Annotated in this window: 13 protein-coding genes; 2 read left to right on the forward strand and 11 right to left on the reverse strand. The window is 51.9% G+C overall.

The features are described from left to right. Positions 1 to 146: 146 nt before the first annotated feature. Entirely contained in the window at positions 147 to 575 is a 429-nt protein-coding gene (locus PAECUDRAFT_RS05720) for a hypothetical protein (RefSeq protein WP_006037171.1), read from the reverse strand. A gap of 135 nt (positions 576 to 710) precedes the next feature. Between PAECUDRAFT_RS05720 and PAECUDRAFT_RS05725 the strand changes: the two genes are divergently transcribed. Beyond that, complete coding sequence (locus PAECUDRAFT_RS05725) at positions 711 to 1,484, forward strand: hypothetical protein (RefSeq protein WP_040711553.1); 774 nt, start codon at positions 711 to 713, stop codon at positions 1,482 to 1,484. A 360-nt stretch (positions 1,485 to 1,844) separates the two neighbouring features. Here the strand turns inward: PAECUDRAFT_RS05725 and PAECUDRAFT_RS05730 are convergent, their stop codons facing one another. Next, positions 1,845 to 2,363 carry a BadF/BadG/BcrA/BcrD ATPase family protein gene (locus PAECUDRAFT_RS05730; protein ID WP_006037174.1) on the reverse strand — a complete coding sequence of 173 codons (519 nt, stop codon included), beginning with the start codon at positions 2,361 to 2,363 and terminating at the stop codon, positions 1,845 to 1,847. Positions 2,364 to 2,559: 196 nt separating this feature from the next. Between PAECUDRAFT_RS05730 and PAECUDRAFT_RS05735 the strand changes: the two genes are divergently transcribed. Further along, entirely contained in the window at positions 2,560 to 3,984 is a 1,425-nt protein-coding gene (locus PAECUDRAFT_RS05735) for a hypothetical protein (protein WP_006037175.1), read from the forward strand. 81 nt (positions 3,985 to 4,065) lie between these two features. Here the strand turns inward: PAECUDRAFT_RS05735 and PAECUDRAFT_RS05740 are convergent, their stop codons facing one another. The 9 genes from PAECUDRAFT_RS05740 to PAECUDRAFT_RS05780 all read right to left on the reverse strand — a co-directional run. Further along, positions 4,066 to 4,710: a hypothetical protein gene (locus PAECUDRAFT_RS05740; RefSeq protein ID WP_006037176.1), complete on the reverse strand. Its 645-nt coding sequence runs from the start codon at positions 4,708 to 4,710 to the stop codon at positions 4,066 to 4,068. A gap of 149 nt (positions 4,711 to 4,859) precedes the next feature. Beyond that, on the reverse strand, positions 4,860 to 5,645 hold the full coding sequence (bacA, locus tag PAECUDRAFT_RS05745) for an undecaprenyl-diphosphate phosphatase (protein WP_006037177.1): 786 nt from the start codon (positions 5,643 to 5,645) through the stop codon (positions 4,860 to 4,862). 212 nt (positions 5,646 to 5,857) lie between these two features. After that, positions 5,858 to 7,168 (reverse strand): hemolysin family protein, encoded by a 1,311-nt coding sequence (locus PAECUDRAFT_RS05750; protein ID WP_006037178.1) that lies wholly within the window; start codon positions 7,166 to 7,168, stop codon positions 5,858 to 5,860. A gap of 83 nt (positions 7,169 to 7,251) precedes the next feature. Beyond that, the gene (locus PAECUDRAFT_RS05755; RefSeq protein ID WP_006037179.1) at positions 7,252 to 7,611 is read right to left on the reverse strand and encodes a Lin0512 family protein; all 360 of its coding nucleotides are present in this window, start codon (positions 7,609 to 7,611) and stop codon (positions 7,252 to 7,254) included. Between the two features lie 61 nt (positions 7,612 to 7,672). Continuing rightward, the gene (locus PAECUDRAFT_RS05760) at positions 7,673 to 8,800 is read right to left on the reverse strand and encodes a nitric oxide synthase oxygenase (protein ID WP_050794275.1); all 1,128 of its coding nucleotides are present in this window, start codon (positions 8,798 to 8,800) and stop codon (positions 7,673 to 7,675) included. Next, positions 8,724 to 9,692 (reverse strand): EcsC family protein, encoded by a 969-nt coding sequence (locus PAECUDRAFT_RS05765; RefSeq protein ID WP_006037181.1) that lies wholly within the window; start codon positions 9,690 to 9,692, stop codon positions 8,724 to 8,726. Before PAECUDRAFT_RS05765 ends, PAECUDRAFT_RS05760 begins: the two co-directional genes overlap by 77 nt. A gap of 164 nt (positions 9,693 to 9,856) precedes the next feature. Then, the gene (locus PAECUDRAFT_RS05770) at positions 9,857 to 11,941 is read right to left on the reverse strand and encodes a HelD family protein (RefSeq protein ID WP_006037182.1); all 2,085 of its coding nucleotides are present in this window, start codon (positions 11,939 to 11,941) and stop codon (positions 9,857 to 9,859) included. Between the two features lie 125 nt (positions 11,942 to 12,066). After that, positions 12,067 to 12,357, reverse strand: a complete 291-nt coding sequence (locus PAECUDRAFT_RS05775) for a DUF1294 domain-containing protein (RefSeq protein ID WP_006037183.1) — start codon at positions 12,355 to 12,357, stop codon at positions 12,067 to 12,069. A gap of 206 nt (positions 12,358 to 12,563) precedes the next feature. Continuing rightward, the coding region (locus tag PAECUDRAFT_RS05780; RefSeq protein ID WP_006037184.1) for an ATP-dependent helicase C-terminal domain-containing protein at positions 12,564 to 13,598 on the reverse strand (1,035 nt) is incomplete at its 5' end.

The following is a 13,598-nucleotide window of genomic DNA, read 5'->3' on the forward strand; positions in this document are numbered from 1 at the left end:
GCACCCTTCGCCAACGTAACGGTCTCCATAGCCGTTATTTGGCCATTTTGGAGCCATGCGAGAAGTATATGGGTCAAATAGCGGCTGCTCAGTCCGTTAGGTTACAAATATGGTTAACTGTGAGCAAATAAGGTCCCCTCGGTCCGTTAAAGCACAGGCATCCATTTTATTTCAGCTGCCCCGATCTCTTTCTCAGCAAATACAGGCAATAGGTTTGCGTCGTCGCCTAGTTTTTCAAACTGCAATCGATAAGGCTTAAGCAGCTCTTCCCAATTGTTCGAAGATGACATGGAAGCAGCGTCATTGAGATAATCGATGATGAGCTGCTTTAATTGATCGCTGCTTATTTTATTCAAGTCATAATCAATGCCAACCTTAAACAATTTTTTATCAGGGTCGGCGGCAAACCCCGTTAGAAGTATGCCGGGTTGATTGTCAAATTGTTTCAAGCTCTTGGACAAACTTTGCCCGACTGTAGAGAAAGTATCTTGGCTGCTTTTTTCTTGGCATCCCATTAGCAAGGTCATGGACGTCATTATCATCACGAAAACAAATAGATTTATTGCACGCAGCAACAGTATCCTCTCCTTTATAAAAAACGGCTCATACTTCGTTTATTTCTTTTTCATGGGCATCATAGGCAACAACACAATCCTATAGTTAATCACCTACATATGTGTAGATACAGGGTGTTTGACTATGTAAAGGGGATGGATCAATTGTACCGACAATATCAAGATTTTACGTACGATACGTATGGCAACTATACACAATCAAGAAGCATTGCTTTGCTGGATCGGAAGCAAGGAGATGTGAATGGAGACGGAATCGTTGACACTGTTTATTTATATGGGAATACGACCGATGGAAACTTTGCTGATCAAATTACACTTCTTATACAAGATGGCCGTTCTCATAAAACCACCACAGTAAATCTTCCGAACAATGCAGGGTATAACGCACGGCTATTCCTTGGGGATTTCACTAAGGATCACGTTAACGACATTCTAGTTAGCATTGATTCCGGCGGCAGCGGCGGCTACGGTATCTTTTATATCTACTCCTTCAAAAACAACGTTCTTCATGAATTGTTCAATTTTGAAAAATATAATAATGCCCATAAATTCAAAGTTAATTATGAAAATGATTACAAAGTAAGCGTAAGCAGTCCGCAGCTTGATGTGCTATTTACAATCGATATAAGCAATAAAGGACATGATTATTTATCGCAATTTTACAATCCGAATGGAAAGCTTAAACAGCCCCTCCAAGGCGAGGTTCTCGCTTTAGGCGCCTTGTACCCCATCGTTACAAACACCAAAAGCACGAGTTATGATTTGCTTGCTTTCCAACGTATCATTGGAACTACTAACTCCGATACATTAGGCTATGTCGAAAATCAATTGGCCTGGAATGGCTCGCAGTTTAAGTCCGCAAGATTGTCAGTAGCCATACCAGGGACGAAGTTAATCAGTCACTTTTAAAATCAAACAATCGCGACGGGTTCTAAACAAGAATCCGTCGCGATTTGCAGTTCAATGTTAGACTCTTCGTCCATCTTCTACCTCTCCTCTTCTAAATCACGATTACTGCTAGGAGAGCACTACAATTAACAATCGACTCAACAAATCACATCATATTGACTAAGGTTAGTCATAAGCTCCTCTTCGATCGGGAGGTTTAGTTGCTTTAACGCAAGCAGCACTGCGCCAGCTACTGGTGGGAATGCGGGTTTAGTGAGCTTATACATCTTGTTCTTCCCTTCTGACAATTTGGAAGTGAGCTGCTGTTGGAAATAGTCACTGTTAAGAACGCTGCCTATCAACGAAACGTTGACCTCTGCTTTAGAGAAGTAAATTGCGAGCATTTCCACACCCATCATGATCTGGTGAATGGCGCGATCGCAAACCCGTTGAGCTAATATGAAGGTCGTAATTTCTAATCTGCTGACCTTCCTCCGTTACCGCAAAAATAATAGAGCCCGTACCTGAAATGACAATAATGCCTGGCTCCGTCAAAAGAGCGCCGCTGTGCGCTACGACTGCATCATTGACGTGCTGCTTCCGGCAATTTAATCCGTCGATAGTCGTTAATGCCTGCACCCATCCCAGATCATCCGCCTTGTCGAAACCAGCAATGCCTGCTGTCAACGCCTGCACGTCATTCATGGTTCTTCCCGCCTGATGGACTGCTTCTATAATGGCCTGCTGCACATTATCCTTTGCTTTCAAATCGCTATAGATGGAAGATGCTCCATTCTCGATGTATGACAAAACATTTCCGGCGAGGTCAACTGCCATTACTCGCGTATGTGTGCCGCCGCCGTCAATACCAATAACAATCTCTTTCGTATGCTGTATCATGACCGTTCTCCTCATATTATCTATTTCAAATTTTGGTAAATGATATAACCTATTGAAATTCGCTATACTTCCCTACTATCCTTCCTCTCAGCATACTAACCTTAGAAACGTTTCGAATTTGTATAGTCAAGGTGCGAACGCCCAGATTGAGCGCTGCATACGATACAGCACCGTAATGACACGGGAGGGTAAAGAGATGGTATTGGAGTTAAGTCCGCTGCACTGGGTTTATTTGGCATTCATCGTAGGTATTATCGGTTTTATGCTTATGCGTCGTGACACGACGCTCGTATGTATCGCTGGCGTATTCGTCATTGGTCTTCTTGCGACTGAAAGTTTAAGCGGTTCCATCAGCGGCATTTTCAACAGCTTCATCTATGCGATCAAAGAGCTGCTAGGGACGATCCTCATCATCTCCATTATCGTTGCGATGAGCCGCGTGCTCATTGTAACGGGCATTAACGAGCGAATGATCGCACCGTTCACTCGGTTTCTTCGTTCGCCGACGCTCGCCTATTGGGGCATTGGCCTCATTATGCTTGTCACTTCATGGTTTTTCTGGCCATCGCCAGCAGTTGCATTGATCGGTGCGGTGCTCTTGCCCGTTGCCGTTCGTGTAGGCCTGCCGGCATTAGGCGCGGCAATAGCGATGAACCTGTTCGGCCATGGCATCGCCTTATCGGGCGACTATATCATTCAAGGCGCCCCGAAGTTGACGGCCGATGCGGCAGGCATACCCGTATCCGATGTCATGGAAGCGAGCATCCCGCTCGTCATTGTAATGGGGGTTGTAACGACAATCGCTGCGTTCTGGTTCATGCGACGAGATATGCGCAACGGCACCTGGAGGGATGGCTTAGTTGCAACAGCATCCGGCAGCGGCACATCATCGCTCCAATCCGAGCCGTCTGACAACAGCAGCGAAACGGCTTCCATGTCTGCTCTCATGCAGCGCATCTTCGCTATCCTCATCCCGCTTCTGTTCGCGGCTGACGTCGTTGCCATGTTCATGCTCGATTTGCAAGGAGGCGACGCAACTGCACTTGTTGGCGGAACCGCGATTCTTATCCTCGTACTGGTCTCGCTGTTCGCCCATCGCAGTGCGGGGCTCGAGAAAACGACCAGCTATCTCATAGACGGCTTCGTATTCGGCTTCAAAGTGTTCGGACCGGTTATCCCGATCGCTGCCTTCTTCTATCTGGGCGACTCTGGCTTCACAGCCGTATTCGGAGACCTGCTGCCGCAAGGCTCACAAGGAATCGTGAACGATCTCGGCCTTGCGCTTGCTAATCAGGCGCCGATGAACGGCGCGGTTGCTTCCGCAACGCTTACCTCCGTTGGCGCGATTACAGGGCTCGACGGTTCAGGCTTCTCCGGTATCTCGCTTGCTGGCTCCATTGCTCACCTATTCGGTGCTGCGCTTGGTCATGGCATTGCAACGCTCACATCGCTCGGCCAAATCGCAGCGATTTGGGTCGGTGGCGGCACACTCGTGCCTTGGGCGCTAATTCCAGCCGCCGCAATATGCGGCGTCAGCCCCTTCGAGCTTGCAAGGCGCAACCTGAAGCCAGTCGGGATCGGCTTGGTCGTGACGACCATTGTTGCGATGTTTCTTGTATAGCGCATCGCAATGGATGGAAAGGAAGAGGGCATGTTAGCAGGAGCGAAGCTCCTCTAGCATGCCCTCTTTGCATCCTTAGTGCTACTCTCCGCGTCTGCGCCGATTACGCCATAGGATGAACGTGACAGCACCGACCGCGAGCACGATAACTGTCACCCATAATCCGCTTGGCTCAAAATAGCGCTGTGCGGGTTCACTCGTTTCTTTTTGAGGAGCTACTGAGTCCAACTTCAAATTCGTAGGCGATGCGATCGGCTTTTCAGGCTGTTTTAGCCCATTCAGTTCTTGTATATCGGTACCTGCGCTAGCCAAAGGTTTCGTCCCGCTGCACAGCCCTACCTGAAACTCCGTCCCTTCGCCAGACGCATAGACCAAGTAGGCTTGTGCTTCTTGGAAGGGATAGCCGCAGCTTGCGCCTTCTCGAACGGTCTTCACGACCGTTTGCTCTGCGACAGCATCCCCTTTCCATACCTGCTGCACTTGAAACGTCACCTCAACCGGATCCATGGAAGATTTCACTTCCGCGCTCTGATCATCAATCTTGATAGCCGTCACTTCGCCTGCGAATACAGCTGTCTGATTGGCGTATTCATCCGCAACGGATGGCGCGACCGCACAGGAGCAAGCATACGCATGGCTCGGCAGCAAAATGGGCGATAACAGCATGGTTACGCCCAATACGAGCAAAATCGCGATGCCATTCCATCGCAGCAATGATTTCGGCATAATGTACATTCCCTTCTATCCTTCATGTTTAACCTACTAACGCAGCTGTGCATGAAAAGGTTGCCTAGCATGTCGTCCCCGTGTCAAAGCAATAAAAAACAGCCCTTCGCGTAGTACGCGAAGGGTGCACTGGATAAACGAGTATTCACTTACAACAGAACGAAGAATACAACTGCTGCAAGCACGAAACGATAATAAGCAAACCACGTCAGGCTAATTCGCTTGAGCAGGTTCAAGAAAGTAACAATGGCAATCATTGCAACGACGAAGGATGCCAACAAGCCTGTTAGGAACAGTCCCGTGTCGCTCCACTCGAGGAATTCACGGCTTTTGATCAGATCGACGCCGCTAGCGCCAAGCATGATCGGAACGGACATCAGGAACGTAAACTCAGCAGCAGCTTCCTTCTTAACGCCGAAGAACATGCCGCCCGCCATCGTCGAGCCAGAACGAGAGAAGCCTGGCCATAACGAGAGAATCTGGAAGCAACCAATACCTAATGCTTGTCGATATGTGATATCGTCCAGCGTCTCGGCAGATGGCCTTCGCCGAATTTTCTCTGCTGCGATTAACAACAAACCGCCGACAATGAGACTGACAACGACTGTCTTAGGACCAAATAAGTAATCCTTGATGAAACCATGCAAGACAAGTCCGAGTACACTTGCTGGAAACATGCCGATAATAATATGTAATATATTAAGTCCCGGCTTCTTCAGGTTAAACGAGAGCAGATTCATAAATCGTTTCCAGTAAAGCATCAATACTGCTAATACCGCTCCCAATTGAACGACGACCTCAAACGTCTTAGCGCGATCACCCGTAAAATCAAGCAACTTTCCAGTCACGATCATATGACCCGTCGAGGAGATTGGCAAAAACTCAGTTAACCCTTCCACGATGCCCATTATGACCGCTTTTACTAAATCATCCATTCTACATCCCCCTGCCTGCTTCCGCCTTCAATAAAGCGGCAGCCAAATAATGTTTTCCATCCGAGCATCGATAACACTTCATCATTTTACACCGAAGTGGACAATTCTGTCTTGTAGAAGTCCCTTATTCCTAACGATTATCTCCATAAAAAAGCTCTGCGGCATGCAAAAAATTTTGCATGGCAGAGCTTCAGTCAGGCTCAAAGGCTGAATTAGCTTACAGGCTGCGGCGACTGGGGCGCCTCCTGCTTCACGATCTCGATTTTACGAATCCGGTTGTTCTCCTGCTCCAGCACCTTGAACGTATAGGCTTCGATCTCGATGCGGTCTCCAACGACGATTTCCGGATTGTTCGACCACATCCAGCCCCCGATCGTATCGACATCTTCGCTGGACAAGTCCGTCCCCAGCATTTTGTTAATCGTCCGAATGAGCACTTTGCCATCTACGACATACCGGTTGGAATGGACGGTCTGGATTTCCTTCTGCTCATCCTTATCGAACTCGTCACGGATTTCGCCAACGATCTCTTCAAGAATATCCTCGATCGTAATAATGCCTGACGTACCGCCGTACTCATCCAATAATGCCGCCAAATGAACGCCTTCCGTCTGCATCTTGCGGAGCAAAATTTTGATCGGCATCGCCTCGGGCACGGTCATGATCGGATGCAGCAGCTTTTTGAACTCATATTTCGGATTATCGGCATATGCGAGGAAAAACTGCTTCGTATTCATGAATCCGATCAGGTTGTCTTTGCTGCCGAGCGCAACCGGAAACCGCGTATACTGCTCGCGCTTGATAATCTCCAGATTTTCCTCGCGGGACCTGTCCGCATAGAGGCAAATCATATCGGTACGCGGCACCATAATTTCACGCGCAAGCAGGTCGTCAAAACGGAAAATCCGATTCACATAGCCATATTCGGTTTTGTTGATTTTGCCGCTTTCATAGCTCTCGGACAAAATATGCCGAATCTCTTCCTCCGAATGCGCCTCTTCATGCTCGGAAACATTTCGAAAGCCTAAGAGCTGAATCAACAGACGAGCAGAGCCGTTGAGCACCCAAATAAAAGGATACATGGCCTTGTGGAAGCCGATTAGCAAAGGCGATGTTAATTGGCTGATGCGCTCCGCCTGCTGAATGGCGATCGACTTCGGCGCCAGCTCGCCCAGCACGACATGCAAATACGTAACTGCGACGAATGCGATAATAAACGATAAGGTCGTGCTGACGCTATCCGAAACATGCAGCGCATGGAACAGCGGATGCAGCAGCTGCTCGACGGTCGGTTCGCCCAACCAGCCAAGCCCCAGTGCAGTAATCGTAATGCCGAGCTGGCAGGCCGATAAATAATCGTCGAGATGCGACGTAACCTTGCGAACCGCCAGCGCATTTTTGAAGCCCTCTGCTACCATTTGCTCCACTCGGCTGGAACGCAGCTTCACCAGCGCGAACTCAGCTGCAACGAAGAAGGCTGTAAGTACAATTAGCAACAAGACGATCGATAATTTTAAAACCATCTATCTCATTCTCTCCCTCATCCATATAACACCAGTATACCTTCTAATGGAATACCGATTCAAATGCAGCGTTTGAAGTTCACTTAATAGCCAACTTCAACGGCTGCATTTACGATATAAATCAGATCGTTCACATCCTGCTTGTCCGGCAAAACAACGCCGCTTGTCGTCAGCATGCCGCCTTCAATGACTTCAACGGTAACCTCGCCATAAGGCAAAACCGCCTTGACGCGTTCGATGTCCAGCTTATCGCGGTCGCACGGAACAGCGAGTCTCACATTCACCTTCATCTGGTCCAAGCTGCCGCCTGGCAGCACCGAACGAAGCCCTGGCATCGAATTATGATGAATCGCATTCTGCACGGCGCGAATCGAAGCTTTCGTTACATCCTGCCCATGCAGGTCGGCTCCCATGCCAATCTCGATGAAAAACAGCTTTTCCATAGTAAAACACTCCTCTTACTCTATGTAGGTTGACCACAGGATATCACGCTGCGCCTCCACATTAAAGCATCGATTGATAAGGCACTTCCTGATAGCCAAACGATGGACTGCGCTCTGTGCGATCGAAGCCGCGATGCCAGATCGCCGTTGTCGAAGGCGACATTGGCGGTATGAGCCACGACCAGCGTCCTGTTATCCCTCTTCCGGCTGCCTGCTCCTGCTTCTCGAACCGGCCAAATTGCTCCGCTGCCGTGTGATGATCGACGATGCTGACGCCAGCTTTCTTATATGAATGAAGAACGGCAGCGTTCAGCTCCACTAGCGCCCGATCCTTCCATAAAGACGTGTTCGTCGTCATATCGTAACCGAACAACTCAGCAACAGGCCGCAATTGATTATATCGGCTCGTATCCGCGAGATTGCGAGCCCCAATTTCGGTTCCCATATACCAGCCGTTGAATGGAGCAGCGGCATACCGAATGCCTCCGATCTCCATAACCATATCCGAGATAAAAGGTACGGCGTACCAACGAAGGCCAAGCTCCTCGAATCGGTTTTCCGTCGGATGGGACAAAGGGACTTCCAGCGCCAATTCGCTTGGAATCTCGTAGATCGTGGGCGTCCGGCCTACCGCTCCGATGACCAGCGGCAGCACGTCAAACGGCGTCCCCGCGCCGCGCCAGCCTAGCTGTTCGCAAATGCGCGTAAAGCTGGCCGAATGCGGATCGCCAGTGATCGAGCCATCCTCATGCTCATATCCAGCATACCGAATTAGCTGATGGTTCCAAATCCGCAGCGCATCCTCCGGCTTGTCCGCCTGGAGCTGCGGGAATACGGTAATCGCAGGACGAACCTTCCCATCATTCGTCGCATAACGGAGATGCTGCATGACGGCCTCGGCCATTCCGTCCGCTGTCGTCACTTGGCGTGCATCGAATACGGATAACGTATGCCAGAACAGGCGACCGATGCAGCGATTACTGTTGCGCCATGCCATCCGGGCGCCATGCGCCAGCTCGTCCGAAGTATGGGAGTAAGTCCCTGTAGCTTCTATTTCATCGTAGACTTGCTTGAGCCTAGATGCCAAACTTCCCTGATCTGCGCCCAGCTCTTCACTGCATTGGCGAATGAATGCTGCCGCTTGTTCCGCGAGCTGATTTTTCTGTGCGGTTGTCGGTAATGTTGTCATGCTCTGCCGCGCCTCCGGTTAATCTCATCATCACTCTTCTCTTACGATACATCATTCGAGCCGACTCTGCCACGTCTTGCATCATGCCCCGGTTCATGAACGCCCCGAACACCATCCCGGCGATCGGAATCATCTGGAACAGCTTCTTCCAGCCATAATTGTCGCGAAAAGCTGCCGTTACCTCTCGCCAGCCCTGCAGCTCGCTTGCAAGCTGCCGTTCGCTATCTGCGGATTGCCCGCCAGCCAATTGTTCGAGAATCGCTTGTTTGCCGATCATATCCGATGACGTAAATTGCAAAACCTTCACTGCAAATACGCGCTCCGCTTTGTCATTCGGATCAAAGCCGTAGCAAATGGCTATTTCCTGAATGATTTTGAGCGACAGTCCCAGCACCGCCGGAATGTCAATGGACAGGGTGATCCAACCGCCGATTCCCGTCGTCGCCCCTTGCCATGTCGCCATATTCGCACGGCTGCCGCTTAATGCGTCCGCTGTCCGGTCCATAACGACCAATGGCAGTGCTTGAACGTCTGCCATCGACTTTATTTCAACCGAAGCGGCGGCTGACGAACCGAGATCCAACTGGCCCTGCACTAGCGGCGATCGTGACAGTTCAACAGCATGCGCCCTGTTCGCATCGGTCAGCTTGTTCAGCACGGCAGCTTCTGAAATCAAATATTTGCCGCCCGTCTGAAAATAATTGCCCAGCTCATCCAGCGCTTGCCCGATCTTGCGCTGAATGATTTTGGGCGTAAACCGATCCAATAGCTTGAACGGGAGCCGTCCGATCTTGTCAAACCATGATAAATCCCGCTGCTCTTGTTCCCATTGCTCGATCTCTTGGCGTGCTGCTATCAGCTGCTCTCTTGTATCCGGATGGTTTCGATTCATTCGTCTGTTCACTCCTCAATGACATCCCTGCTGCAAATCAGCGTATTCGCATAGCTACCTATACGTATTGAAGATGCCCGACGCTTCAACAAAATAAGCGTGCAGGCCAGACATTAACGTCTGAGCCTGTACGCTCGTTTCACGATTTTATGGAAGTATAGGGGTTAAGCCTGATCACTGACAAGCGGCGTTAATGGCCCGCGATGAAGCAGCTGCAGCTTATGCAGCGCCCTTGTGCAGCCGACGTACAGCAGCTTGGCGTCGCCATCGCGATAGGCCTGCGCACTCGCATCGGCGATTAGCACGGCGTCGAACTCCAGGCCTTTGGACAGATACACCGGCACGACGGTCAAACCGCCTTTGTAGGCAGGCTGCTTGCTTTGGACGAGTGAGGCTTGCAAGCCTGCCGACTCCAGCAGCGAATGAATCGCTTCGCATTCAAGCGCAGTTCGCCCAACGACCGCAATCGTCTGATAAATGCCCTGCTGCAATAATGCGGAAACGGCTGCTACCAGCTCAGCTCCCCACTGGGTATCCTCGCAAGCAGTGACGGTAACCGGCTCGCCGCTCCGGAATACAGGCGTTGCCGGCTTCACGCCGCCCTCCATGCCAGCAAGCACGCGGTTGGCGAATTCTATAATTTCCATCGTTGACCGATAGCTCCGATCGAGCTCATAGTAGCCAACGCTCGAAGACTCGAACAGGTCCATTTGCTCGCTCCACCGACGAATGCCCGCATAGTCATGAATGCCCTGCTGCAAGTCGCCGAGAATCGTAAAGGACGGCACACGCTGGCATAACCGCAGCGCTTCCAGCTGCATCGGCGAATAATCCTGCGCTTCGTCGATGACGATGTGGTCAAACAAAGCCGTGTCGAGCCCATACATCCGAATATGCAAGTAAACGAGCGGCGCCAAATCTTCCGGGTCTACTACGCCAAGCTTTAACTGCTGCAGCGTTCGCTTGGCAATTGCTTTAGGGATGTCCGGGTGCGCTTGCTTCCCATCGAATAATGTACGATACAGCTTGGGCGCGGAATACGACGGCATTTTTTTAATATAAGCGTTGAGTTTTGCATTCGCTTTCGTTTTGGCTTGCTTATCCGTCAAACGCCGTTCTTTCCATTCCGATTCCAGCCAACGCTTGACGCGGCTTGCAAGCCGTTCTCTTCGTTTCATCAGCGGTTCATCGCCGCCATAATCCGTATCCAGCCATTCTTTCACTTTATCTGGTGAGAGCTTTAATCCGGGGTGCGGCTCAAATGGCGCTTCCGGAATGAGGCTGCGCTCGAGCTCTGCGAGCCTCTCATCCAGCAAGGCGCGAAAGGCCGCGCGGCCTTTCCATCGGCCCGGCGCCTCTTCTCGCTCGGCTGCAGAGCGCTCCTGCTCGAACCAATATTCGAGCGTATCCGCACTGCTCACCAGCGATACCTCGAATTGAAGGAGCGCAAGCGACCAGTCCGCGAACGTTGTTTGCGCAATGTCGCCTACGCCCAGCTCGGGCAGTACGCCGGATATGTAATCGAGGAACATCGTATTCGGCGCAAAAATGATCATTCGATTCGCAGCAATTCTGCCCGCGTACCGATAAAGCAGGTAAGCGAGCCGATGAAGCGCAACCGTCGTTTTCCCAGATCCCGCTACCCCTTGAATGAACAGCGCCCGGTTGCGATCGGCGCGAATGATGTTATCCTGCTCTTCCTGAATCGTCGATACGATGTCGCGGAGCTTATTATCTTTGGACTCGCCGAGGCGGTATAACAGAAACTCGTCATTAGCGCTCACTTGCTCAACGCCGCGCACGTAGCTGTCTACGACGCGAACGAGCTCTCGCTGGCGGACAAGCAGGTTGCGTTTCAAATGGATTTCGCCCGTCATTTCGCCATCGGGCGATTCGTAGGTGACGGGAGCTTCCCCGCCGCTGAACGAATAGAATAAGCTCGCGATAGGCGCCCGCCAATCGATCACAAGCGGGTCGCCGCTCTCATCGCCGCCTACGCCTGCTTTGCCAATGTAGAGCGGCTTGGACGCTGCTTCTGTATCCGCCTGATAGTCAATGCGGCCAAAATACGGCTCCTTCGCCGCGATTTCCAGTCTTTGCTGCCGCTCCTCTCGCTGCCGATCCAGCAGCTGCTCCGTGTAATCGTCACCAAAATAACGCGGTCCGATCCCGCGAAGCTGCCTGTCAATTTCCTCTAATGATCGGGCAAGCCGTTGTTCTTCTTCCTGTTGTGCGCTTTGAACGGTCATCTGTATACCTCCTCTAGGCCGAGTTTACTTCGAGTCTTGTCGCGTCTAGCTTCGATCTAAACAAAAAGGAATAATAGCATAGCTGAAATCCCCTGCGAAAGCAAGGGATTTCATGCGTAATGCCTCTATTGGGAGAGCGTCGTCCAAAACTCAGTTCCGTAGACGGAATAAAGGATCGCTATGTGCAGAATCGCCATGGCAGGAAGACCGACGCTGAAAGCAGGATGCTTCGTTTTGTGCCGGTATGCCCGCATGGCTGCCACGCCGCCGAATGCACCGCCGATTAGCCCATAAGTCAGCAAACGCCGTTCGGGAATGCGTCTTCCGCGGTGACGCGCCTGCTTTTTGTCATAACCCATCATGCCCCATAGGACAATATTCACCACGATATAATAAATCGCAATAATCATGAACATCTGACACCCCCCTCAAAATAACTCGAATAATTGAAAATCAATAAGCGCCTCTCTAGCAACTGAGGCGCTTAAGCGATGTGAATCGTGAAAGTCTTGGACGTCTAGCTAAAAGCTGCTAAGCGAAAGGTCGGCAGCAAGGTGAGCAAAGTAGTCTAGCGGGTGCAAATCGTCAGATCAACTGTTGCTAGGCAACGGATGTTGACGCGCTACGGCCTCGGCCGTACGCGGCTTGTCGGAACGGCGGCAAAAGGATCATCCGGCCAATAATGCTTCGGATATCGCACCTTAAGCTCCTTCTTCACCTCGAAATAAGCGCCTCGCCAGAAGCTTGCCAAATCCTGCGTCACCTGTACGGGACGCTGAGCGGGAGACAGCAAATGTAACGTAAGCGGTAAGCGCCCCTTCGCAATCTTCGGCGTTTCCTGCAAGCCGAACAGCTCCTGCAGCCGAACGGCTAGCACAGGCTGCTCCGGATTCGCATAATCGACCGGGATGCGCGAGCCGCTCGGGACGGTAATATGCGTCGGCATCAGCTCGTCAAGCCGCTGCTTGTCCTGCCAGGAGAGCATTGCCTCCAGCACATGCATCATCGAAAGCTTCTGCAAGCCGTCTCGGCTGCGGATGCCCGACACATGCGGGCCGAGCCAATGCTCTAGGGTTGCTACCAGCGTCTCCTCCGACAAATCCGGCAGCTCCGCATCAAATCGGCGCATGACGCGAATTCGGTCTCGCAATTGCGCCGCTTGGCGGCTCCAAGGCAGCATGTCCGTGCCTTCTTGGCGGATTCCGTCCAGCAGCGCTGCCATCACGCGGTCGGCGTCCGGCCGAGCGACCGTGTCCTCCTTAAGCAGCAACGCGCCGAACATCAGCTTCCGCCGCGCGCGAACGGCTTGCGCGGCGCGATCCCAGACGACGGAAACCTCGTCGGTGATCGCTTCGCCGTGATAAGCGATCAGCTCTTGCTCGTCGATGTCGGCGGCGAGGACGATTCGGCTCTCGCCGTCGGCATCCTCTACCTCGGCCGCCGCAATATACGGCGCGAGAGATAAGGGCTGCATCGACGGCAGCGATGCGCCCCTGCCGCTTGCGAGCAGGAAGCGGCCGTCGCCGCGCCCTTGGCCTACGCGATCGGGATACGCGTAGGCCAGCAGCGCCCCCGGCGAGGGCGCGCGCCCTGCCGCGCCAGCCTGCGCGGCGGGGCTGCCGGGGCCAGCGGCCCCGGCTTGCGCGAGCGCGCGCTG

It is taken from the genome of Paenibacillus curdlanolyticus YK9 (assembly GCF_000179615.1).
In the GTDB taxonomy this organism is placed as follows: domain Bacteria; phylum Bacillota; class Bacilli; order Paenibacillales; family Paenibacillaceae; genus Paenibacillus_T; species Paenibacillus_T curdlanolyticus.